This is a genomic window from Paludibaculum fermentans (assembly GCF_051172195.1).
GTDB lineage: Bacteria > Acidobacteriota > Terriglobia > Bryobacterales > Bryobacteraceae > Paludibaculum > Paludibaculum fermentans_A.
In genome coordinates, this window is sequence record NZ_JBPJAQ010000005.1 from 136,206 (window position 1) to 157,292 (window position 21,087).

At 62.5% G+C, this 21,087-nt stretch carries 20 protein-coding genes; 9 read left to right on the forward strand and 11 right to left on the reverse strand.

Annotated elements, in window-relative coordinates; translation table 11 throughout:
• Positions 1-113: 113 nt before the first annotated feature.
• The gene (locus tag ACR9Y2_RS39140) at positions 114-821 is read right to left on the reverse strand and encodes a hypothetical protein (RefSeq protein WP_435047364.1); all 708 of its coding nucleotides are present in this window, start codon (positions 819-821) and stop codon (positions 114-116) included.
• A gap of 805 nt (positions 822-1,626) precedes the next feature.
• Positions 1,627-2,277: a hypothetical protein gene (locus ACR9Y2_RS39145; RefSeq protein ID WP_435047365.1), complete on the reverse strand. Its 651-nt coding sequence runs from the start codon at positions 2,275-2,277 to the stop codon at positions 1,627-1,629.
• A 223-nt stretch (positions 2,278-2,500) separates the two neighbouring features.
• On the opposite strand from ACR9Y2_RS39145, the gene ACR9Y2_RS39150 reads away from it, so the two are divergent.
• The gene (locus tag ACR9Y2_RS39150) at positions 2,501-3,478 is read left to right on the forward strand and encodes a hypothetical protein (RefSeq protein ID WP_435047366.1); all 978 of its coding nucleotides are present in this window, start codon (positions 2,501-2,503) and stop codon (positions 3,476-3,478) included.
• A 28-nt stretch (positions 3,479-3,506) separates the two neighbouring features.
• On the opposite strand, the gene ACR9Y2_RS39155 is transcribed toward ACR9Y2_RS39150, so the two are convergent.
• Positions 3,507-4,424, reverse strand: a complete 918-nt coding sequence (locus tag ACR9Y2_RS39155; protein WP_435047367.1) for a hypothetical protein — start codon at positions 4,422-4,424, stop codon at positions 3,507-3,509.
• A gap of 75 nt (positions 4,425-4,499) precedes the next feature.
• Between ACR9Y2_RS39155 and ACR9Y2_RS39160 the strand changes: the two genes are divergently transcribed.
• The 5 genes from ACR9Y2_RS39160 (at position 4,500) to ACR9Y2_RS39180 (ending at position 11,196) form a co-directional block, all read left to right on the forward strand.
• Positions 4,500-5,057 carry a GNAT family N-acetyltransferase gene (locus ACR9Y2_RS39160; RefSeq protein ID WP_435047368.1) on the forward strand — a complete coding sequence of 186 codons (558 nt, stop codon included), beginning with the start codon at positions 4,500-4,502 and terminating at the stop codon, positions 5,055-5,057.
• Between the two features lie 38 nt (positions 5,058-5,095).
• On the forward strand, positions 5,096-5,347 hold the full coding sequence (locus ACR9Y2_RS39165) for a DUF6429 family protein (protein ID WP_435047369.1): 252 nt from the start codon (positions 5,096-5,098) through the stop codon (positions 5,345-5,347).
• Positions 5,348-5,557: 210 nt separating this feature from the next.
• Entirely contained in the window at positions 5,558-5,896 is a 339-nt protein-coding gene (locus ACR9Y2_RS39170) for a PadR family transcriptional regulator (RefSeq protein WP_435047370.1), read from the forward strand.
• Positions 5,893-8,553, forward strand: a complete 2,661-nt coding sequence (locus ACR9Y2_RS39175) for an ABC transporter permease (protein WP_435047371.1) — start codon at positions 5,893-5,895, stop codon at positions 8,551-8,553. The genes ACR9Y2_RS39170 and ACR9Y2_RS39175 overlap by 4 nt, the downstream gene beginning before the upstream one ends.
• Positions 8,554-8,640: 87 nt before the next feature.
• The gene (locus ACR9Y2_RS39180; RefSeq protein WP_435047372.1) at positions 8,641-11,196 is read left to right on the forward strand and encodes an ADOP family duplicated permease; all 2,556 of its coding nucleotides are present in this window, start codon (positions 8,641-8,643) and stop codon (positions 11,194-11,196) included.
• 17 nt (positions 11,197-11,213) lie between these two features.
• Here the strand turns inward: ACR9Y2_RS39180 and ACR9Y2_RS39185 are convergent, their stop codons facing one another.
• Positions 11,214-11,819 (reverse strand): ankyrin repeat domain-containing protein, encoded by a 606-nt coding sequence (locus ACR9Y2_RS39185; RefSeq protein WP_435047373.1) that lies wholly within the window; start codon positions 11,817-11,819, stop codon positions 11,214-11,216.
• On the opposite strand from ACR9Y2_RS39185, the gene ACR9Y2_RS39190 reads away from it, so the two are divergent.
• Together ACR9Y2_RS39190 and ACR9Y2_RS39195 are read left to right on the forward strand one after the other, a co-directional pair.
• On the forward strand, positions 11,811-12,641 hold the full coding sequence (locus ACR9Y2_RS39190; protein ID WP_435047374.1) for a hypothetical protein: 831 nt from the start codon (positions 11,811-11,813) through the stop codon (positions 12,639-12,641). The two genes, ACR9Y2_RS39185 and ACR9Y2_RS39190, sit on opposite strands and share 9 nt — an antisense overlap.
• 272 nt (positions 12,642-12,913) lie before the next feature.
• The gene (locus ACR9Y2_RS39195; RefSeq protein WP_435047375.1) at positions 12,914-13,255 is read left to right on the forward strand and encodes a DUF2934 domain-containing protein; all 342 of its coding nucleotides are present in this window, start codon (positions 12,914-12,916) and stop codon (positions 13,253-13,255) included.
• Positions 13,256-13,392: 137 nt separating this feature from the next.
• Here the strand turns inward: ACR9Y2_RS39195 and ACR9Y2_RS39200 are convergent, their stop codons facing one another.
• The 4 genes from ACR9Y2_RS39200 to ACR9Y2_RS39215 form a co-directional block, all read right to left on the reverse strand.
• Entirely contained in the window at positions 13,393-14,856 is a 1,464-nt protein-coding gene (locus ACR9Y2_RS39200; protein ID WP_435047376.1) for a GH1 family beta-glucosidase, read from the reverse strand.
• A 140-nt stretch (positions 14,857-14,996) separates the two neighbouring features.
• Positions 14,997-15,662, reverse strand: coding sequence for a nitroreductase family protein (locus ACR9Y2_RS39205; protein WP_435047377.1), 666 nt, complete (start codon positions 15,660-15,662; stop codon positions 14,997-14,999).
• 219 nt (positions 15,663-15,881) lie between these two features.
• Positions 15,882-16,613 (reverse strand): SDR family NAD(P)-dependent oxidoreductase, encoded by a 732-nt coding sequence (locus ACR9Y2_RS39210; protein WP_435047378.1) that lies wholly within the window; start codon positions 16,611-16,613, stop codon positions 15,882-15,884.
• 85 nt (positions 16,614-16,698) lie between these two features.
• Complete coding sequence (locus tag ACR9Y2_RS39215) at positions 16,699-17,445, reverse strand: glucose 1-dehydrogenase (RefSeq protein ID WP_435047379.1); 747 nt, start codon at positions 17,443-17,445, stop codon at positions 16,699-16,701.
• 173 nt (positions 17,446-17,618) lie between these two features.
• Here ACR9Y2_RS39215 and ACR9Y2_RS39220 point away from each other — a divergent pair, with 173 nt between their 5' ends.
• Entirely contained in the window at positions 17,619-18,011 is a 393-nt protein-coding gene (locus ACR9Y2_RS39220) for an ArsR/SmtB family transcription factor (RefSeq protein ID WP_435047380.1), read from the forward strand.
• Here ACR9Y2_RS39220 and ACR9Y2_RS39225 read toward each other — a convergent pair.
• The 3 genes from ACR9Y2_RS39225 to ACR9Y2_RS39235 all read right to left on the reverse strand — a co-directional run bounded on the left by ACR9Y2_RS39225 (position 17,983) and on the right by ACR9Y2_RS39235 (position 20,975).
• Positions 17,983-19,173, reverse strand: coding sequence for a PP2C family protein-serine/threonine phosphatase (locus ACR9Y2_RS39225; RefSeq protein WP_435047381.1), 1,191 nt, complete (start codon positions 19,171-19,173; stop codon positions 17,983-17,985). The genes ACR9Y2_RS39220 and ACR9Y2_RS39225 overlap by 29 nt on opposite strands.
• 361 nt (positions 19,174-19,534) lie before the next feature.
• Positions 19,535-20,614 (reverse strand): hypothetical protein, encoded by a 1,080-nt coding sequence (locus tag ACR9Y2_RS39230; protein ID WP_435047382.1) that lies wholly within the window; start codon positions 20,612-20,614, stop codon positions 19,535-19,537.
• A gap of 61 nt (positions 20,615-20,675) precedes the next feature.
• Positions 20,676-20,975, reverse strand: a complete 300-nt coding sequence (locus tag ACR9Y2_RS39235) for an ASCH domain-containing protein (protein WP_435047383.1) — start codon at positions 20,973-20,975, stop codon at positions 20,676-20,678.
• Between the last annotated feature and the right edge of the window lie 112 nt (positions 20,976-21,087).

Sequence of the window (21,087 nt, forward strand, 5' to 3'; positions counted from 1 at the left end):
TGATTGTCAAAGAGCTTGGCCGGCGGACGTTCCGGCTTTGGGTGCGACCTGTGGTGAAGTTCGCAGGCGGCTTCGTTTCGTGAGGGCGCGGCCACCCTGCCTGGTTGTGGTGTTTAGATGCTGGACACGTTGTGGAGCATGAGGGGCACTCCGTCCAGGACGGGGCTGTTGGGTTCATTTCGCGGAACGAGAACCGGTTGGAGATCGGCGATCGGATCCTGGTTGTCGGGGTGGTTCGTGTCGGTGCCGGTGGTGAGGTATTCGAGGGCTCTGCGGGGGCGGCCATACCCCTCATAGAAGAAGAGTTCTTCGGTGTTCTTGGTCAGCCGGGTGACTTCGGCCAGGGGGACGTTTTCGCGGATGCCCTGGACGACGTCGGGATGCTGCTGGCCGAGGGCGGCGCGTTCGGTTTGGAGTTTGCTGATTTCCTTGATGGCGCGGTAGAGGCCGCGTTCGAGGTCGCGGCGGTAGCGGGCGTAGCGGTCGAGTTTGGCGGCGTGAGGGTCGGTTTCCGCCAATGGGTCCGTTTCGGCGAGGATGAGGGATTCGAAGTATTCGATGCGGCGGAGGTTCCAGGTGTGGGAGAGGATGCGGTGGAAGATCTCCTCTTCGAGGCAGCCAAACGGGCGGGTGTCGAGGCGCAAGGTGGCCTGGAGGGCATTGAATTCGGCGCGGTCCTCGGGTGTGATGTCGAGGTTGCGGGCGGTGAAGCCGTGGCTGCGGGCGTTCTGGGAGGCGCGGGCCTTGCCGACGGGGGACACGGGTCCGGTGGAATGTTTCGCGTTCGCCTGGTTGGCGGTGATCTGAGCTGCGGTCGCCATGATGTCAATCTCCTTGTAAATGAAAATGGCCGGCTTGGTGGCCGGCGCGATTTCAGGATAAGGGGCGGGTCAAGGGGAAAGGGGTGGTTTTGGGAGGGTGGTGATGATAATAAAGGATAAAAAGATCTTGAAGTCCTGTGAATGAAAAGGGTTTAATGGGGGAAATGGGGGAGAAGTGGGTTGATCGGGTAAGTCCTGGTGGCGGGCCGGGCTGTCCGGAGCCGTCGGAAGAGGTTGCGGAGAGGCGGGTCCAGGCGCGCGTCCCTACGGTGTTTTGCTGCTGCTGATTGCCGAACATTCCGTATTCGCGGTGGGAGTTAGCGGAGATTCGGGCGATCCGGGCGGGCTGATGAGATCGTTTCGGGCAGGACGGCTGGAGATGGTTCGCGAAGGGGTGGACGACTGGAGCCTGGTCGACGTTCTTCTGAATGAGGAGCCGCGGTTGGGGATGGGCGCATACCCCACGGAGGAGGGCCTTGGGTTGGATCGACACTGTCGGATACTCCGGAGTCCCCTCGAATACGCCGGAGTTCCCTTTCCGACTGTTAGCTATGTGCTTGGAGTGTTTTGTTGCCTGTGTGCTTGGAATGTACCGCCGAGGCCCGCTCCTTCCCAGTCGCGGTTCGCAGCGCGGTGGGGGCTCTTGGGTGGGATGGCTGGGGATTTATGGCGTGCTATCCACTCCCTGACGGTCGTGGCTCCGTTTGCGGTCGTGGCTCCGTTTGCGGTCGCGGCTCTCTTGGAGTCGCGGTCCGTGGGAGTCGCGGCTCAATTCGGTCGCGCCTTCGACTGAACCACCTAAGGGTTACTTGTTGGCGGAGAGGAGAGCATCCGTCCACTTTTCGAGGTCCTTGCTGAGGTCGCGGACCGTTTCGGGCGACTCGTACTTCTTGTAGAAGTAAGCGAAGAGCAGCTTCTGTTTCACACGCAGGATGGCCAGGGTCGTCGCCATGGTGACTGTCCGTTCGCCCTGCTTGAACGCCACCAACATGGCGAAGCCGGACACGTCGGTCTTTTTGAAGATGCCGCCTAACATTTCGGGGCGATTGATCTCGATTGATTTCGAGCCCAGGCTCTTCAGGCGCATGTTCATTTCATCGCCGAGATCGCCGACGATCTTCGCGTCGAGGTTGCCCATCGAGGACTCGACACCCTGCAGCACCTGGGTGAAGGTTTCGGGGGTGCATTCGACGTATTCCGCCTGACGAGGCACCTGCAGCATGGCGTAATGGCGCAGCCCGTCGCCGACTTTGCCGGTGGTCAATTCGGTGAGGGTTGCCTGGGGGACATAGGCGGACAAGAGGCGGTTGGTACTGGGGGTGAGCACCTCGAAGAGGGTCGTGCGGAGACGGTCGCCGACCTCTGGGAAGTTGCCGGGACCGGGCACGGCCAGTTCGACTCCACCGGCTTTCACGCGAGGGGTTTCGGTGGAACTGGCGGGAGTGCTCTTGGACAAGGCCTCGATTGCACTTTGGCCAAGGGCTGGGCGGTGGACCAACGCAACCCAAATCAACAGCAAGCCCAAGATTCGCATTGTGTCAGTGTACAAGGTGATCCAGGGGAATGCTGACGAGATCGGCGGGCCGCAGGAAACGGGGTGCGGGTCCTGGCGTTTGCGCCGCCGCCGAAGCAGGCCCTCATTCTGGCGGCCTGGGCTATACTTATCGGCACTGGGCCCCATGATGGACAACTTCGTTCCGAGATTTTCGTTAGAGGGACCGCTCAGCTTCGCGCATCATCGAAGCGGCTGGGGCTATGCCATGGAGGCGTTGAGCCCCCTGCTGACCACGAACGGAGTGCTGCTGGACAGTTTTGTGGAAGATACTTTCTGTTGGAACCTGTCCCGGCACAAGGACTCAGAATTTCTGCCCTACCGTCGTCCGTGGACGGGCTTTGTGCACAATCCGCCGGGGATTCCGGAGTGGCACGAGACGACGTCGGCTCCGCAGTACATTCTGTCCCTGCCGGCGTGGCAGGACAGCCTGCCGCAATGCCGCGGGCTGTTCACCTTTTCCACCGCGATGCGGGATTGGCTGATGGCACGACTGAAGGTCCCGGTTGAGGCGTTGATCCATCCTACCGAGTGTCCGTCGCGCGTATTCGACAGTGCGCGATTTTTCGCCCTGGAGCGGCCGAGGATTGTGCAGGTGGGCGCGTGGCTGCGGCGCATTCATTCCATCGCCCGGCTGGATGTCACGCGGTTGAGGAAGTCGTGCCTGATTCCCCGGCAGGACGGCGCTGAGTATTTGCAGGCGCTGGTGCAGAAGGAACGGGCACACGAGCCGGGGGTTTACGACGCGGACTGGTCTACGGTCGAGGTGTTGCCCTACCACGATGCCGAGGCATTCGACGGCCTGCTGAGCGAGAGCGTGGTGTTCCTGGATCTGTACGACACGGTGGTGAACAATACGGTGGTTGAGTGCATCGTGCGGGGTACTCCGTTGGTGTGCAACCGCCTGCCGGCGCTGGTGGAGTTACTAGGCGAGGAGTATCCTCTGTTCTACTCGAACCTGGAGGAAGCCGCGAGGAAGGCGGAGGATTTCGAGTTGATCCGGGCCGCGGCCGAGCATCTGCAGACGATTCCGAAGGACCAGTTCACGGGGGCGTCGTTTGCGCGCTCAGTGGCGGACAGCGCGATCTATCGCAGCCTGGCCTAGAGCTCCGGGCTGCGTGTCGAGCAGTCACCTAATTGGGCAGGAGAGTGGGAATGTATTGGCCGGCGGCGTCGCCCAGCATGTCACGGTGCATGCGCAGGGCCTCACCAAAGAAGGCTTCCCCTACACTACCGTCGAGGACGTGAGTGGCGAGGAGGTCGAGGGCCTTGGGTTCGTCCCAGAGGGCTTCGGCATAGACGACGCGGCCACCTTCCGCGGGCTCATGCAGCAGGCGCAGGAAGTACTGAGTAACGGTGAGATTCTCACGCGGCATATGAGGGCCGACGATCACCACGTGAAGCCGGCTGAATTCGTGCGGGCCGAGGTCGCGGCGCCAGGCCGACACGAGAGCATGAATGGCATCCAATTGTGCGCGCGCGGCCTCACTGGAGTTTTCCAGGACGGGCTGGGCCATGGCATGAGTGAAGGCAAGCAGGTGGGCGCGCTGGAACGTATGGCTGGCGGCAACCTCATCCAGAAATGATAGAGACGCGGCCAGGATCTTCTTCTGACGGGCGAGTGTTGCGGCGGAGAGGACCAGGCTGTCGAGGCTGGCTTCGGCTGGTGGGATGAGTGCGCGCAAGGCCGCGAGAGACTTGAGGCGAGCATCGTCGATGGCTCCGTCGCCCGGGGTGAGGGTGACATAGATGGCGAGAGGGATGTGGGCGATGGACTTAACGGGGTCATAGATGGGAACGGCGGTGTTTGCCTCGACACGCCGGCCGTCGCGAAGCAAAGAGAAATTGTCGCCGTTGACTAGAATTGTTGGACCCGCGTTGGAGAGAATGCGGACTTTCGCCTCGGAGTAGGCAGCGCGAAACGCGTTGTTGAGGGCGGTGAGGGCTGGCGGTTGCGCCGGACCGGCGGGCCTGGCCATTGTTTGGGAGAAGATGCCCGTGGCGGAGAGCAGGCAGACGAGGGCGGCCCGGATGGCGATTCGCAGAGGCATGGTTGATTATGGACCATAACGTCTGGATTTAGATTCCGAGTCGTTCGCAAGATGGGGCGATTGTTAAAATATGGCATGCAAGCCTCACCGCGCCTGGAGACGCGGCGTTTGGAACTGCGCCCTTTGGAGCTGGCGGATGCCGGGCCAGTGCAGGTGTTATTCCCGCACTGGGCGATTGTCCGCCATCTGGCAAACGTTGTGCCCTGGCCGTACCCCGCCGACGGAGCCTTGAGTTACTACCGCGATCACGCACTGCCGGCCATCGAGCGGGGCGAGGAGTGGCATTGGACCTTGCGGCTGAAAACGGAGCCCGAGCAACTTATCGGGTGCATCTGTCTCATGCGCGGCGAGAACAACAATCGGGGGTTCTGGCTGGGCCTGCCGTGGCAGGGACAGGGTCTGATGACGGAGGCTGTCGAGGCAGTGACGGACTACTGGTTCGGCGAACTGGGGTTCCCGGTACTGCGGGCGCCGAAGGCGATAGAGAATGCGGCCTCGCGAAGGATTTCGGAGAAGAGCGGGATGCGGGTGGTTGCCGTGGAGGAACGGGATTTCGTCAGTGGGCGGCTGCCGAGTGAGATCTGGGAGATCCGGGCGGAGGAGTGGTGTGCGCGGCGGACACGGGGCGGGTAGCCGGAATGGTCCGGATCGCGAAGGAGGGCGAGTAACCGATGGAGTACGACCAGGAGAAAGTTGACGAGGCTGTGCTGGCGTTGTTGTACCTGACCATTTGCGAGTTGGATGAGGGGGAGGCCAGAGCGTGGAAGTCGCACGACTGGGCGGCCCTGGACCGGCTGCACGCCAAGGGGTACATCTCGGACCCAAAGAGCAAGGCCAAATCGGTGGTCTTGAGTCCGGAGGGCTTGCAGCGGGCGCGCGTGCTCTTCGAGCGGCATTTCGGGAAAGCCCCGCGGCCGAAATAGGCTGCGCGAGGTTCCGCACGTGGGTTGGGGGCGCAGACGAGCTACCGGGGATCGAGTCTGCTCGCGGCGGGATGGAAGATGGCGACCCGCCATGTCGGAGGAAACGGCGGTTATTTGGCCTGCTTGGGAGAGCCAAGCGCTGAGATGCGCTGGTGGAAAGAATGTTGCTTGACATCCCAGCGCAAGCTCATTATTATCCATCGATAGACGATGGGAGCACCAAAGAAAACACCTGAACTGCTGCCCGGAACCCTCGACCTGCTGATTCTGAGGGCGCTGGTAGCGGGCGAAATGCATGGGTACGGCATCGCTTCGCGATTGAAGCGTGTCTCTGATGATGTGCTGCAAGTGGGCGAGAGCTCCCTCTATCCGGCGTTACAGCGGCTGCTGCTGAATGGCTGGGTGAAGGCGGAATGGGGGGCGTCGGAGAACAATCGCAGGGCGCGATTCTACTCGTTGACGGCCGCAGGAAAGAAGCAGCTCGCGGCGGAGCGCGAGGAGTTCTCGCGTGTGATCGAGGCGATTCAAAAGGTCCTGAACATGGCATGAACCGCTCATTTGAGACGTTGCTCACCCGAGCCTGGAACCGGTTGTTGTTTCGATGGCGGCGTGACCGGCTTGAGCAGGAGTTGCAGGAAGAGATCTCGTTTCACCTAGACCAGATAGAGACAGAACTGCACGGCGAAGGACTGGAGCCGGGATTGGTGTGGGCGCAGAGCCGCCAGCGGATAGGAAATTTCACACTGGCCAGGGAGGAATGCCGCGGCATGTGGAGCTTCATGAGTATTGAGCGATTGCTGCAGGATCTGCGGTACGCGCTCCGCATGTATGCGCGCACCCCGGTGTTCACTGCGATTTCGGTGGTTTCGCTGGCGCTGGGCATTGGCGGGAATGCGGCCATGTTCAGCCTGGTGAATGCACTACTGGTTCGCCCGTTGCCTTATGCCCAACCGGAAAATCTGATTCGGATCACAGGGACATATCCGCGTGCGGCGGTGCCGCTGTTTCGAGAGCGATCGCGAGCGATGCAGATTGCCGCGGTGAGCGTCGGGTCTGAGCTGAACCTGGCGGGCCAGGGGCCGGCGATCCGCGTGACCGGAAGCAGCGCGTCTCCGAATTTTCTATCCGTGCTGGGCGTATCGGTGGAGAGGGGCAGGCAGTTCAGGCCGGAAGACGAGTCGCCCGGGCGGGGCAACGTGGTCATCCTGAGCCACTCCTTATGGAAAGGCCTATTCGGAGGCGACCCGTTGGTGGTGGGCCGGATGATTCGATTGAACGGGGTCGACCGCGAGATTGTGGGCATTCTGCCGGCAGGATTCAGTTATCCATCGGCCAGCGTCCAGCTATGGATTCCGATGCGGCTGGATCCAACGAACTTCGTGGAGTACTGGGGCACAGAGTACATGCCCCTGGTGGCACGCCTGCGCCAGGGGGCCACGATGAGCGAGGCGCAAGGGGAAGTGAGGAGGCTGGTCACTGAGCTGAGAGGCATTTTCCCGTTCGCCATGGCGCGTGACTGGAATGCCGATTCCACGGTCATTCCGCTGCAGCAGGACATTGTCGGCGATGTGCGGGGCAAGCTGATCATTCTGCTTTCGGCCGTGGGGCTGGTATTGCTGATCGCCTGCGCCAATGTAGCGAGTTTGCTGCTGGCGCGGGCCACGACACGGCGTAAGGAACTGGCGCTGCGTGCAGCTTTGGGCGCCAGCCGCGGGCGGATCGTGCGGCAATTGCTGACCGAGAGTGTCGGCCTTGCCTTCACGGGCGCCGGGTTGGGGATCCTGGTGGGAGCGGGCGGACTCACCGTCTTCAAGGCAATGTTGCCAGCGTCGCTGCCGGGGTTGACGGAGGCTGTGATCGATTGGCAGATCGTGGCGGCGATCAGTGGGCTGGCTCTGCTGACTGGCCTGGCGGCGGGGATTGCGCCCGCGTTGAGCGCGTATCAGGTCAACGTGACGGAGACGATCAAGACGGGCAGCCAGCGCTCGACCTCAGGCTTCTGGACGCGGATGAGAGGGGTGATCATCGCCGGTGAAGTCGCGCTGACGCTGGTGCTGCTGGTGAGCGCCGGACTGCTGATGAGGAGCCTGTACAAGCTGACGGATGTGAAACCGGGGTTCGATGCGGAGCGTGTAGTGACGGTGCAGGTGAGCCCCAATGGGTCGTTATGCGCGCAACGGGCATTGTGCATTGCGCTGTACGATCAACTGCTGCAACGCTCGAGGGCCGTTGCCGGGGTAAGAGAAACGGCCGTTGCCAATTCGGTCCCGCTGGATGGCCAACTGCCCACGATTCCGGTGGTCGTGGACGGACGAGCGAACACGAACGATCATCCCGCCGACATGCTGCTGCTGGGCGCTGTGAGTGCGGGTTATCTGGAGATGATGCGTATCCCACTTGTGGCCGGGCGTTACCTGACGCAGTCCGATGGAGCGAACTCCGGTAGTGTGGCGGTGCTTTCGGCGGCCGCGGCGAAACATCTCTGGCCGATGGAGTACGCCATTGGGAAGCATATCCGGCCGGCGGGCAGCAAGCAGTGGCGCACCGTGGTTGGTGTTGTGGGTGATGTGCGTCATGCAACGCTGAGCAAAGGGCTTCCGGATTGGATCCAGGGGGCGATTTACCTGCCCTACCCACAGGCGGAGACAGAGGACGGCAAGCTGCCGGCGGCGATGACGCTGGTGGCAAAAGTGGACACGTACGACGGGCCGACGCGAGCCCACCTGCGGCAACTGGCAGTGGACCTCGACCCCAACGTGCCGGTGGGTCAAATCCACATCCTGAAGGAGATGGTCTCGGAGTCGATCTCGGATTTCCGTTCGATGATGCAGGTGTTCCTCAGTTTTGCGGGCGCGGCCATTGTGCTGGCGGCCGTGGGGATCTATGGCTTGATGTCCTATTGGGTGAGCCAGCGGATGTACGAGATCGGTTTGCGGGTGGCGATTGGAGCAACACGCGGGCAGATTGTTTCGATGATCCTGGCCCAGGGGCTGAGGGTCTCCTTATACGGAGTTGCCGGCGGCATCCTGACCGCAATGGCCCTCACACGCTTTCTGGGCGCGCTGCTGTATGGCGTGGCGGCAACCGACTCGCTGACATTCGCGTTAGTCACGGCCTTGGTGCTGGGCGTGGCGATGTTGGCCGCGGCGTTTCCGGCGTGGAGAGCGGCGCGGATCGATCCGGTGAAATCGCTGCGAGCAGATTGACGGCTCAGCGCCGCGGGCCGTTTTTCTGGTGGCTGGCGCAATAAACGGGCTTTGGATCCGTTCTCCTGACTTAGCGGGAGCGACGCCATGACTTTGCCTGAAACAGTGATCCACGACCTGCGGTATGGCCTGCGGATGCTGCGCCGCTCACCGGGCACCACGATTGTCACAGTTCTGGTGCTGGCGGCGGGTATCGGAGTGAGCACAGCCGTGTTCACAGGCTACAAGGCTATGGTCGCGCGCCCCCTGGATGCCCGTGCGCCAGAAGAGATGGCAAATATCGCCCTGAAGCGAGATTCTTCCGCGCCGCAGTATACCTTCAGTTACCCCGATTACGAGGTGCTGCGGGACTCGCTGCACTGCTTCAGCGGGCTGGTGGCCGTGCGTCCGGCGCACCTGGTGTATTCCGCGGTGAGCGGTGCGCGGAAAGAGCGGACTACGAGTCCGGGCGGTGCGCTGGGGCAACTCGGGCTGCTGCGGCAAGGCGTAGGCAGCGCGGAGACCGCAACCGTCTTCATGGTCTCGGAGAACTACTTCCGAGTTCTTGGCGTTAGCCTTCTGCAGGGCCGAGGGTTCGAGACGATGGGGCCCACCGAACTGGCGGCCACTCCACCTGTGCTGCTGAGTGAGAACTACTGGCAGCGGCGGTTTGGAGGAGACCTGTCGGCGATCGGCAGGACGGTCTATCTCAACGGCGCGGCCTTCACCATCACCGGGATCACGCCGCGCGATTTCGTGGGTACGAACATTGGGGCGCCGGCCTTCTGGCTGCCATTGAGCGCCGAACCATTGGTACATGGCGACCCGCAATGGCTGCTCAATCGGGAGGAGCAGCCCTACAGGCTCTTCGGCCGCCTGGCGCCGGGCGTCACAGTAGCGGGGGCGGAGGCCGAGGTTACAGCGGCAGCGGAACATCTTCGCTCGCTTCATCCCGTGCGATCGGCCTGGGGGAAGCCAGCCAAGGCGCTCGTATGGCCGGGTTCTCCGTTCCCTCTTCCGCTGCGGGAATTTGGTGGGCTGATGCTGGCCACGATTCTCGTGCTGGCCGCGGCGGGGATGGTCCTGGTGGTGGCCAGCGCGAACGTGGGGAGCCTGCAACTGGCGCGGTCGCGAGCGCGGGAGAACGAGATGCGAACGCGGCTGTCACTGGGGGCGAGCCGGTCGCGCCTGGTCCGGCAGATGATCACGGAAAGCGCCTTGATCGGCGTGCTGGCCGGCGCGCTGGCGCTGGTGCTGACCCAGGTGATGTTGCGGCAGGCGGCCGCGGTGATGGCCAACGCAGTGCCTGGGGAATACGGGGGCCTGGTGTTCCACGTCACTCCCGACCTGCAGATTTTTGCTTTTGTTTGTGCGGTTTCACTGGCGGCCGGGATGCTGTCCGGATTGGCACCGGCGATGGAAGGTTCGCGGTTCGGACTCAGCTCCGGCACTCGGGGAGGAACATCCTCGTCGCGCAGCCGACGCCTGCAGGATTCGCTGGTCGTCGCGCAGGTCGCGCTATCGCTGGTGCTGGTCGCCGCCGCCAACATGGCCATTCGGAGCTCTGTGCGCTCTGTCACCATCGACACAGGTTATGAGAGCGAGCAGGTTCTCGCACTGACCGTGCAGTACCCGGAGACATTGAAATACTCGGCTCCGCAGAAACACCTTATTACTGAGGAGTTGCGCAGACGGCTGGCCAGTCTGCCAGGAGTCGCGAGCATCACCAGCGCGAAGACGCCAGTGGATGCGGGCTACCGGACCGTCGCGGCCACGCTGGAGCCCAGTTCGAACCAGTCGATTCTGCACTACACCCGAGTGGAGCCGAACTACTTCGAGACTCTCTCCATTCCTTTCCAACGGGGCAGCAGCCTGGCGAAGCAAGGGTCACGCGGGGTGATTCTCAGCGAGTCGGCCGCCGAAGCACTGTGGCCTGGCCAGAATCCGGTGGGCCGAAGCCTGCGCCCGGGGCCAGTTGACGACCGCCGCCACAATGCGGACGACCTGGTGGCGAACGGTCCGGCCTACACGGTGTTGGGTGTGGTTCGCGACACGCGCGCGGTGGAGTTCCGTCCGAGCGATTCACAACGGATCTACATCGCCCTGCCAGAGGAGGAGATCAGGAACTACCCGATTCTGGTGCGCACCCGAATCGCGCCGGCACAGTTGATCCGCGCCATAGACTCGCTGTTCGCTTCAGTGGACCCGAACCTGATGGCGGACTGCTCCACGCTGGCGGAGATGCAACACCAGACGGCGCCGTTCATAGTGGCTGCCCTGACCGCGCTGGTCGCCTCTTCGATTGGGCTGGTGGCCCTGCTGCTGGCACTGCTGGGGATCTGGAGCACGGTGAGTTATATCGTTGTCTTGCGCACGCGGGAAGTGGGCATTCGCATGGCGATGGGGGCGCAGCGGAAGGATGTGCTGCAACTGATCCTGAAGGAGAGCGTCCGGCCGATTGTAGGCGGGCTGGCGGCTGGTTTATTGCTGGCAGCGGCCGGTTCTTACTCGGCGCGCGGGCTGCTGTATGGAATGAACGGCATCGACTGGGTAGCCCTGGCGGTGGATTCGATGGGGTTCCTGACCATCGGGCTGCTGGCGTGCTACCCACCGGCGTGGCGGGCGACGCGCGTGGATCCGCAGGTGGCGCTGCGGCATGAGTGAGTGCCGCCCGGTTTGGATCAATAGTGCGGGCGGCCGAGAAGAGCGCGTTCCATTGAACCGGTAGCCGGTTCGCAGGTGACGTCCTTCTGACGGTCAGGGTGGATGCGAAAGGGCCCGTAACATAAGCGCCCCAACACGGCTCCGGGCCGGAGGTACCAACTCGCCCAGGACAGCGGCGAGTCACCGTTGGCATCCAGGGCATCAGTCTTGGCGCCGGCGGCCAGCAGGTTGCGGATGTCTTCCTCGTTGCCGAAAGCGGCCGCACGATGCAGGGCGGTTTCCCCTTTGGTCCGGCAATCCCGCATGAAGCCACCAGTTTCGCGGCCCGGGATCGTTGTGCGATTCGGGTCGGCGCCGCGAGAGAGGAGGAGCTTGACCACGGTGGAGTATTTCCAACGGTTGGTCTTGGACAGGGCGGCATGCAGCGGGGTTTCGCCTGTCTCCGGCAGTGCCTGATTGACGTCGGCTCCGTTCTCGATGAGGTATTCGCAGAGCCGCCAGTGCCCGTGAAAGCAGGCGCCATTCAGATCGAGATTATCGCCGAGGGAGGCTAGCGACGCACCGCTGGCGACAAGGAACCGGATGGCGCTGACGTCGCCGTAGTAGGCACACCATTGCAGCAAGGAGTGGCCATCCGCAATGGCTGTTGGCGGATTGCCCTGCGCGACATATTCAAACACCAGATCAGTGCGGCCGTCGGCGATTCGCTGCAGCATGGGGACAGGATAGCTGACGGCGGTGGTGTGCCGGAATTGGGATGGCTGGCGAACGGGTTTAACTCCAGCAAAATGCGCGCCCCGGTGCAGGTTGCGAGGCTGCGCTACAATTTCGGGCAAATGCTTCACAACTGGTTGTTCGCACTCGGGCATGCGGCACTTCTCCTGTTTGGTGAGTGCGTGTACATTGAGACCCGCTACAGCGATGTGGAGATTATCGCGACAGACCTGGAGGGTGTGCGGCTGTCCAATGTCGAGGTTGAGTTTTATGAACCCGAGTCCGGCGCCCTGCGACAGAAGTCGAACTCCGTCGTGACGCGGGTGCTGTATGGCAAGTACCACCTGCGCATCTACTCTGGCGGGTTTCACTCCGCGTGGCGCGAAGTGAATATCGACCAGCAGACCCTGAGGGTGCGGGTAGATCTCGAGTTTCGAGACCAGGGCTGTCTGACCACGCACGCGGACATCGGCGGCCGGGTAGTTCGCGACGGCAGGCAGGGAGAGCTCTGGGTGAAAGTTGTACCATTGCGCGGGGTCGGCGGGGGTGAGGCGCGAGTCGCTGAGACGGGTCATTTCCTGATTTCAGGCCTGAATCACACGACGTACCTGCTGACCGTGATGCAGGACGAAACGGTGTTGCACCAGCAGGTGGTGAAGACATTTCCGGACGAAGGGAAGCGCGCGGCCAAGCTGGTGATTGCGCTGGACAACGCGGCGCGCCGCCAGTAGCCGGCCCAGAAACCGTACAATTGTACTTGGATTAAAGCTCATCCCTTCGCTTGCATATTGGCAGGAACCGCCGCATAATCGGGCCAGCGCATAGGGCCTCAGTACTATTCGGGCCATTCCAAATGGCGCACAATTCCGCGATTTTGCGGACGTGTGCCGCTCCGGGTTCTTACAGATATCAATCAGGTTGAAAGCCGCCAGACCTATGGGTGACCCTTGCCGGGCCCCGACGCTGGGCTTTCGGGGAGGCGACCATGTCAAGCTCCGCAAGAATGGCTCTTGTCTCTAATGCCGTACGTGAACCCGTCCCGCCGGCCAGGCGGGAGGGGCCGACAGAAAGTGAAATCGCCGCGCTGGCTTATCAGCTTTGGGTGGCCAAGGGGTGTCCCCTCGGAACCAACCGGGAAGACTGGCTGCAGGCGGAGGCCCTGCTGAATGCGGTATTTGCGGCAATCAGCCAGGATTCACCGAATGATCCGATGACCGTCCAGTTCGACAGCCGAGGCGAAGCAGAGATACTGGCCGAGCTCCTATTGGATGGACACTGGGAGGTCTGGGAGCGGGAATGGGGCGGTGCACGATGGATCCCTGACTCGCGACACTTCGCTGGTTGAGGCGGCAGGCCGCAGGGCGTGCCTGTCCCTGAACGGATATGCTCGCCTGAGCGGGTGGTCTTGCCAGACCAGTTTGTCCCAAAGGCCATTTCCACCCGAAGGGATAGTGCGAATTGGATCAGCGGCAAAGCTGCGCGTCATTCCTGGACGCGATTGGTGGCGGCTACCCGCCCATACCAACAGCCCGAGTCCTTGATGGTGCGCCGCTGGGTCGCGAAGTCCACATAGGTGAGCCCCATTCGATTGGCGTAGCCGTGCTGCCACTCGAAGTTATCGAGCAGGGTCCAGGCATGGTAGGCGCGCACCTTGGCGCCATCCGCCATCGCCCTGGCCAACTGCTTCAGGTGATCGCGATAGAAGGCGATGCGGCGCTGGTCGGCAATGCGTCCGCCGGCATCGGGCGCATCGTTGTAGGCGCACCCGGTCTCGGTGATCTCGAGAACCGGGCTGCTGTAGCCGCGGGTGAACTGCATGAGCAGATCGTAGAAGGCCGCCGGCCAGACCTCGAGGCCGCCATCCGTCCTGGGCCCTTCATTGGCTAATTCGATCCTGATGCCAGCCAGTGGATCAATACTCGCGCCGGCAGGGGCCTTTGCGGTTGGGACCGCCGACACGAGGAGGCGCAGGTAGTAGTGGATCCCGATCCAGTCGAGTGGGACCTTCATAGTGCTGCCGTCGCCCTCGCGGAAGCCCATCGCCTCGTATGGGATTTCACCAGGGAAGGCGGCCTTTGAATAGTCGCCGTGCATGGCGGTGTTGAGGAAGTAGAGATTCCGGAACGCGTGGCAGCGCGCGGCGGCAGCGCGGTCGGCTTCGCTATTGGTTTTGGGATACATCGGCTCAGTGCCATAGGCGCTGCCAACCGTGGCTTTGGGGGAGGCCGCCTTGATGGCCCGGAAGGCATTGCCCTGCGCCAGATTCACGGTATGGGCCGCCTTGAGCGCCAACCCGAGGTCGTTCCGGCCAGGCGGCAGGCTTGTGCCGCCGTAACCGTTGCGGGTGAAGGTCCAGGGCATGTTGAAAGGCGCCCAGACGGTGAGGCGGTCGCCCAGGCGCCGGGCGAGGACTGCGGCGAAGTCGGCGAAGTAGTCAGCGAGGTCGCGGTTCGGCCAGCCGCCGAGGTCCTCAAGAGCCTGGGGCAAGTCCCAGTGGTAGAGGGTGCAAAACGGGCGGATGCCGGCCTCCAACAGTGCATCGACGAGACGGCTGTAGTAGTCCAGGCCCTTCGCGTTGACGGCTCCGCGCCCGCTTGGCTGGACGCGCGGCCAGGAGGTGGAAAAGCGGTAACTCTTCAGGTTGAGCCGCTTCATGATGGAGATGTCTTCGTGGAAGCGGCGGTATTGATCGCAGGCCACGTCGCCGGTGGAACCGTCGCGGATCTTCCCGGGTGTATGCGCGAAGCGGTCCCAGATAGATTCGCCCTTGCCATCGGCGTTCCAGGCTCCTTCCACCTGGTAAGAGGCCGTGGCGGCGCCCCAGAGGAAGCCCTTCGGGAATTGAGGTGAAGCTTTCGCGGCGGGCGCGGAGAGCGCTGTTGGCGTATCGAGAAGTGCTCCGCTGCCCAGGAGAGAGCTCTTTAGAAAGCTTCGGCGCCTCATCATGAAGGTTCACCAGCCTTTCCCGAATACGGTGGCGACCCCAAGAGCCGCGCCGCGCTGGGCTGGCTGCCTGCACTTGAAGACCGTGTTAGAGATTATTGCACCTGTAACTATTTTTTAAGCGGCCAACTGGCAGCGGGCCGTCACAGGGTCTCGTAGGCCACGAGTTCCTCGAGCTTCTTCTTGGCCTTGGGCTCGGGCCAGGACTCAGGCATGCCGATGGGCGTGATGCAGACGCGCTGGTAGCGATCGGGGATTGCCAGCACCTCGCGGGTCACCTTCTCAGGGATGGCATCGGTGATGTAGACGGTGCCATAGCCGAGCGCACGCGCCGCGAGCATCAGGTAACCGGCGGCCAGGGGTCCATCGTGATGGTTATAGGACGGGTATTCCGACTGAGAGTCGGTCAACACGACAACATACACAGGCGCCGAGAAGTAGCCGCCGGCGCTCTTCTCGATCTCACGCCTTCTGGCCACCCGTTTGTCTTCGGGCAATTCCAGCAGGCGGCTTTCGTACGACTGCAGGCAGCGCGCCTTCATGGCGGCGATTTTGGCAGGGTCGCGAACGACCAGAAACTTCCAGGGCTGTTGATTCCCCGAGGTGGGCGCGCGACGGGCCGCATCCAGGATGCGAGTCAGGTGCTCCTGCGGAACCGGGTCCGGCTTGTAGCGTCGCACTGATTGACGCTTCGCAAAGAGCGAGAGGAGGTCCGGCGATTCCGCGGCCGTTGAGGCTGCCGCCTCCATGAACATACCCGCGCAGGCCATTCCAGCGCCGCGCACATAGCCTCTCCGTGTGGTGCTCATCACATCCTTTCCCTGATTGTGAAAGGTCCGTCGAACGGGATCCTTTCAATGGGATCGTAGCGGGAAGCAGGCTATTGGCGAAGTAAATTCTCGAGGGCCGGGTTGTGAGGGTCCGCGCCTGGGTAATCGCACCTGATTGTCATAAAAGGCTTATGCAGGGACCCAGCTGAGGCGGCCCCAGTTGTTCGGAGCCGCCGCGCGGGATGGACGACACCGGGGCTAGACCTGGGCCGTACCGCCGTCGACGAAGAGTTCGATACCGTTGACGAAGCTCGAGTCGCTGGAGGCAAGGAATAGGGCCACGGTGGCGATCTCTTCCGGGCGTCCCATTTCGCCGCGAGGGATCTGGGTTTTGAAGAACGCCTTGGCGTCGGGTCCCAGTGGATCCAGCGCTGGCGTGTCGATGGTGCCGGGACTGAGGATGTTCACGCGGATTCCGCGCTCCTTCAGTTCCAGGAGCCAGGTGCGGGCGAAGGAACGGACGGCGGCCTTGCTGGCACTGTAGACGCCGAATGACGGGAAGCCCTTGATGCTGGCGATGGAGCCGTTGAGGATGATGGAGCCGTTGTCGTTGAAGAGCGGCAGGGCCTTCTGGACAGTAAAGAGAGTTCCCCGCACATTGAGGTTGAAGGTCTTGTCGAAGTGCTCTTCGGTCACCTCTTCGAGCTTGGCGAACTCACCCTGCCCGGCGCTGGCGAAGAGGATGTCGATCTTACCCTTTTCGCGCTTGACGGTCTCGTAGAGCCTGTCCAGGTCTGCCAGGTTCGCAGCGTCGCCCTGGACGCCAGTGACATTCCTGCCAATTGTTTTCACGGCCTCATCGAGTTTGGCCTGGTTGCGGCCCGTGATGAAGACGTAGGCGCCCTCCTGGACGAAGTGCTTCGCCGTGGCGAGAGCCATGCCGGAGGTGGCGGCGGTGATGACCGCTACTTTTCCTTCGAGTTTTCCCATGTTGATTCCTCTTTCCTTGATCGCGGGTGGATGGTTGAGGCCCGCCGCCGGATTGGCCTAGGCGGCGGGCTGTTCCGGATAGCGCTTAGCGGATGCCACCGCTGACGCGAATGAGTTCGCCGGTGATCCACTTGGAGTCGCTGGAGGCCAGGAAGGTAGCGACAGTGGCGATGTCGTCCCCCTGGCCGATGCGGCCGAGCGGAGTCTGCTTGACGAGGTCCTTCTCAAAATCGCTACCCAAAAAGCCCGCGGAGTGGACTCCTTCTGTTTCGACCATGCCGGGATTGATGGAATTGACGCGGATCTTACGCGGTCCGAGTTCCTTGGCCAGGACACCTGTGATGGCGTCCACCGCGCCTTTGGTGCCGGAGTAGACGCTTGTGTTCGGCGGAGTCAGGCTGGTGACGGCCGAGCCGATGTTGATGATGCTGGCCCCTTCGCCCAGATGGGGGACCGCGGCCTGGGTGGTCAGGAGTAGACCGAGCACGTTGATGTTGAAGGTTCTATGGAAGAGCTCTTCAGTCAATCCTTCGACCGGCGCGAACTCATAGACGCCGGAGTTGTTCACGAGGATATCGAGACGGCCGAAGTGCTGAATGGCTGCGTCGATGATGCCCTTGGCCTCCGCGGCCTTGGATACGTCGCCACCCACGGCGACAGCTTTCCCGCCGCCAGCGGTAATCGCTTTGACGACAGTCTCGGCGCCGGTCTTGCTGGACGCGTAGTTGACGACGACAGAGGCGCCTTCAGCGGCGAGTGACTTGGCGATGGCGGCGCCGATGCCTTTGGAGGCTCCCGTGACGACCGCGACTTTTCCTGCGAGCTTGCTCATTGGTTTGTCCTTATCCGGTACCGCTGGTGAAATCTGAAACCGTTTTGGGTCTGCCTCTACGGGGCCTGCCCTCTGGTTCAGCTGGATAGATGGGCGAGACGCCCCGCAAGATTCAATTGTTCCGTACTTATGAACTATGAAACTATATGGAGGGTGCGGATGCTCTTATAGGTGTGCGACCCCTCTTCCATCCGTTGATCGGTGAAATCACGGTGGAGGGCATTCTGCATGCGCTGTCGGACCCGGTCCGGGCGGCGCTCTTCGTCGAGATTCTCGAGCAGGCGTGTCCGCGCAACAGTTCGGGTTTTCTGACGGTTAGAAAGCGGAAGATCCCGAAGTCCACGCTTTCGCAGCACCTGAAAGTGTTGCGGGCGGCGGGTCTCATCCGGAGTGAGCGCGGTGGAGTGGAGATGTTCAACACCGCGCGCTGCGCGGAGATTGAGCAGCGGTTCCCGGGCCTGTTGCCGGCGATTGTGAGATCGCACTCGATTCAGTGGAAAGGCGAAGCACAGGCGAAAGTGCAGCCAGAGGCGGAGATCAGGCCGGACGGCAGCGGGCCACGATGAGGGTGACATCATCCTGTTGTTCCGGCCCGCCGAACTCGCTCACCGCGGTGACGATTTCCTCGAGGATTTCGGCGGCGCTCCGTTCGCGAGTTCCCTGAAGGAGGGCCATCAGGCGTTCCATGCCGAACTCGACGCCATTGGGATCGAAGCACTCCGTCACGCCGTCGGTATAGAGCAGCAGCGTGTCACCCGGGCTCAGTTGGGTGACGGCGGCCGGGCATTCAGAGACAGCGAAGAGCCCAACCACGGTGGTGGTCGCTCCCAGCAGTTCGACAGTTCCGTTGGCGCGGAGCAGCAGGGCCGGCGGGTGACCACAATTCACATATCGAAAACGTCCGGACCCTTCGTTGTACACGCCGAAGAACATCGTGGCATAGGCATTGGGCACCGTGTTGTCGAACAGGTGCCCGTTCACGGATTGCATGAAACGCGGCGGATCTTCGACGGCGAGCGCTAACTGGCTGCGAACGACGGCCTGCAGGTTTGCCATGACCAGGGCGGCGGCGATGCCCTTGCCGGAGATATCGCCGATGACGAATCCGACAGCGTCACCGCCCAGGGAGAGGCAATCGAAGTAGTCGCCGCCGATCTGCCGCGCCTGGATGCAGCGGCCTGCGAAGTCGACGCTATGCAAGGCCGGCAACTCCTGGGGCAACAGGCGAGCCTGGAACTCGCGGGCAATCGCCATCTCGCGAAGGGAGCGGCGTTCCTCTTCCGCACGGTCAGCGAGGGCGCGGCGCTCATCCTCCAGGCGGCGGCTCAGTTCGTTGTGGCTCATGAGGGCGAATGAGTTGCCATCCGGATCCGTCAAGGTGGCGAAGACTCCGCCCCAGTCGGTCTCCGCCGGGCCGGAGCGGAAGATGACGCCGCGTTTGATCCACTCCTCGTATTTGGCCTGAATGTCGTCTGTGACGAAAACAGTGTGGCCGGAGCGGCCAATCAAGTCATGCTCAGGCGTGCCCGGCCGCGGGGTGAGCAGGCCGAGGATGGCGGTGCCGTCCCGCGGGGCCACGGCGATGAAGCGGCCAACCGTCTCAGCCTCGTAGTCAAAAATCAACCGGAGGCCCAGGAGTTGCGTGAAGAAGTGGAGACTGCGATCCAGATCGCCGACGTAGAGGTGGACGTGGTGGATGGAGAGGTGTGGATCCAGGGCGAGGTTCATTACCGGGACACTTCCTGCATCGACGCCCGGAACAGGCAGAGGCCGGCGGGAAGGCTACCGGGCTGAGCTACGGCCGGCGCCAGCATGGGTATCGATGGGTGCGATGGATTCCAGGCCATTTGTGATTCAGCGCCCTTCTCTTCGGAAGCATTGGGCATCCGGGCGGGCCGTTGAGCCCCAGCCTTTCAGCCATTATGGACGCATGCGGCTGATGCGGACAACCTTTTGAGTGCCTGGCATCAGCCCCTCGCTGGGCAGCCGGGCAGCCCAGTTCCGGATCACGGCGATCCATGGCAGCGCGATGAAAGGAGATTCCGCAGGCCAGGCGGAAACCGTCTCCTTCCCACGGCTGTCATCCGAATTAGTTGGGCGAGGGTACCCGAGGCAGAGCCGGAGCGGGCGGCGCCATCTTCGGGAACAGAGGCCGCTCCTGGCCATCTGACTTCGGCAATTCCTGGGGCGGCTTCGGGAAGATGATCTTCCAACGGCGGCGCAGTTCGGCCCCGTACGGCGTGCCCTCCAGGTCGAATGCTTCACCGCCTTGCGTGAGCTTGTCGCGGGACCCGAGGTAGAGGTAGGCATCGCCGGTCTGCGCCCAGGTGCCCAATTTCGTTTTGGTTGGGGTCATTGCGGGGTAGCCGACAACGGGCGACTCCTGCCAACGGGGCAAGGCGCCGACCCAGTGGTCCTTCATCTCTGCAAGCCAAGGTGCAGGCTGTTGCTGAAATCGTTCATCGAGGTCGTCGTAGCCACCCACGATGTCGCTGCCCGGCAGGATCACGTAAGGCTTCACGAAGGCCATGATCATCTGTTGTTCAATGAGGCCCGGCTTCCCTTCCCTTCTCTGGAAGTGCCCGCTGCCCATGATCAGCAGCGCCTTCCTGCGGAGGGCGAGGACCTGGTAGCGGACCACGCTGGCGTAGTGCTCGTCGCGGAAGCCCAGAAAAGGAGCAATGTCTTCCCTGGTCTCGACGCGGGTCCAGTCAATGGGCGGGTCTCCGCAAAGGACGCGGAGGCGGCGATCCCGCGGCAACTTCAGGTTGACGGATCGAATTGCGGCGAAGAGTCCGTGGTAGGGCGGTACGGGTGCTCCGCCGGGCGCACCAACGACGTTCTCCCACGCCAACCGGAGCCGCTCCCGCGGAACTTCACTGCCGGCAATATAGCGATCCATGGCCTCCTGGTAGAAGGAGTTGCAGCCTTCCACGACAATGTCGTTGACGCGCTCTGCAAACCGCGGATCGGCCACCAGTTGCTTCAGTAGCGCGTGTTGCTGGACGGAGCCATGCAGCTCACCCAGCATCACGATCCGGTGACTGTCAAAGAGACTGACGATGGAGGCGGGGACGGACGCAGCCGGGTCCAACGGACGGGGCGGCTGGGCCCACAAACTGGAGAGACACAGGGCGAGGGCTACGGGTACGGCGGCCTTTGAATTCATGCTCGTGGTATTGACACCGTATCTGCGGCGAGTGTTCCCTGGACGACTCCTGTTGGGCAGGCTAAACGGGTTCCGGCTTGGAATGGGGAGGCAGGTAGTGGAAGTGGACCAGGTAGATATTCTCGCCGGGGCCATGCTTGGCAACTTTCAGGAGATCGACCACGCCCAGGAAGCCGGACTCGCGCGCCAGTTGCGGTGTGATGTCGGGCAGGCCGATAGGAGTGATGGAGTCCACTTCGATCGCACCTTCTTCCATTGCGTACCGGCCGCCGACCTTGACGTGCGGACGCTGCCAGATCCGGACGCTGCAAGTGATTTCGCCGCGGCGCACGCCGTCGCGGAGGCGTTTGGTGAACACCATGAGGCGAGGATACAACGGGAAGCGGAACGGGCGAGAGGTGATCACCGATTGAAGGCGTCAACTTCGACAGATCCGCCGAAGGCATTTTGGCAATTTTGTCGCAGATATTCAG

What these genes read in the sequence shown, in the direction of transcription:
- ACR9Y2_RS39205 (WP_435047377.1), bottom strand. Translation starts at nt 15,662, where the DNA reads ATGAGCACCACACGGAGAGGCTATGTGCGCGGCGCTGGAATGGCCTGC.
- ACR9Y2_RS39230 (WP_435047382.1), bottom strand. Translation starts at nt 20,614, where the DNA reads ATGAATTCAAAGGCCGCCGTACCCGTAGCCCTCGCCCTGTGTCTCTCC.
- ACR9Y2_RS39215 (WP_435047379.1), bottom strand. Translation starts at nt 17,445, where the DNA reads ATGAGCAAGCTCGCAGGAAAAGTCGCGGTCGTCACGGGAGCCTCCAAA.
- ACR9Y2_RS39155 (WP_435047367.1), bottom strand. Translation starts at nt 4,424, where the DNA reads ATGCCTCTGCGAATCGCCATCCGGGCCGCCCTCGTCTGCCTGCTCTCC.
- ACR9Y2_RS39170 (WP_435047370.1), top strand. Translation starts at nt 5,558, where the DNA reads ATGGGAGCACCAAAGAAAACACCTGAACTGCTGCCCGGAACCCTCGAC.
- ACR9Y2_RS39200 (WP_435047376.1), bottom strand. Translation starts at nt 14,856, where the DNA reads ATGATGAGGCGCCGAAGCTTTCTAAAGAGCTCTCTCCTGGGCAGCGGA.
- ACR9Y2_RS39195 (WP_435047375.1), top strand. Translation starts at nt 12,914, where the DNA reads ATGGCTCTTGTCTCTAATGCCGTACGTGAACCCGTCCCGCCGGCCAGG.
- ACR9Y2_RS39140 (WP_435047364.1), bottom strand. Translation starts at nt 821, where the DNA reads ATGGCGACCGCAGCTCAGATCACCGCCAACCAGGCGAACGCGAAACAT.
- ACR9Y2_RS39150 (WP_435047366.1), top strand. Translation starts at nt 2,501, where the DNA reads ATGATGGACAACTTCGTTCCGAGATTTTCGTTAGAGGGACCGCTCAGC.
- ACR9Y2_RS39225 (WP_435047381.1), bottom strand. Translation starts at nt 19,173, where the DNA reads ATGAACCTCGCCCTGGATCCACACCTCTCCATCCACCACGTCCACCTC.
- ACR9Y2_RS39235 (WP_435047383.1), bottom strand. Translation starts at nt 20,975, where the DNA reads ATGGTGTTCACCAAACGCCTCCGCGACGGCGTGCGCCGCGGCGAAATC.
- ACR9Y2_RS39160 (WP_435047368.1), top strand. Translation starts at nt 4,500, where the DNA reads ATGCAAGCCTCACCGCGCCTGGAGACGCGGCGTTTGGAACTGCGCCCT.
- ACR9Y2_RS39210 (WP_435047378.1), bottom strand. Translation starts at nt 16,613, where the DNA reads ATGGGAAAACTCGAAGGAAAAGTAGCGGTCATCACCGCCGCCACCTCC.
- ACR9Y2_RS39180 (WP_435047372.1), top strand. Translation starts at nt 8,641, where the DNA reads ATGACTTTGCCTGAAACAGTGATCCACGACCTGCGGTATGGCCTGCGG.
- ACR9Y2_RS39165 (WP_435047369.1), top strand. Translation starts at nt 5,096, where the DNA reads ATGGAGTACGACCAGGAGAAAGTTGACGAGGCTGTGCTGGCGTTGTTG.
- ACR9Y2_RS39175 (WP_435047371.1), top strand. Translation starts at nt 5,893, where the DNA reads ATGAACCGCTCATTTGAGACGTTGCTCACCCGAGCCTGGAACCGGTTG.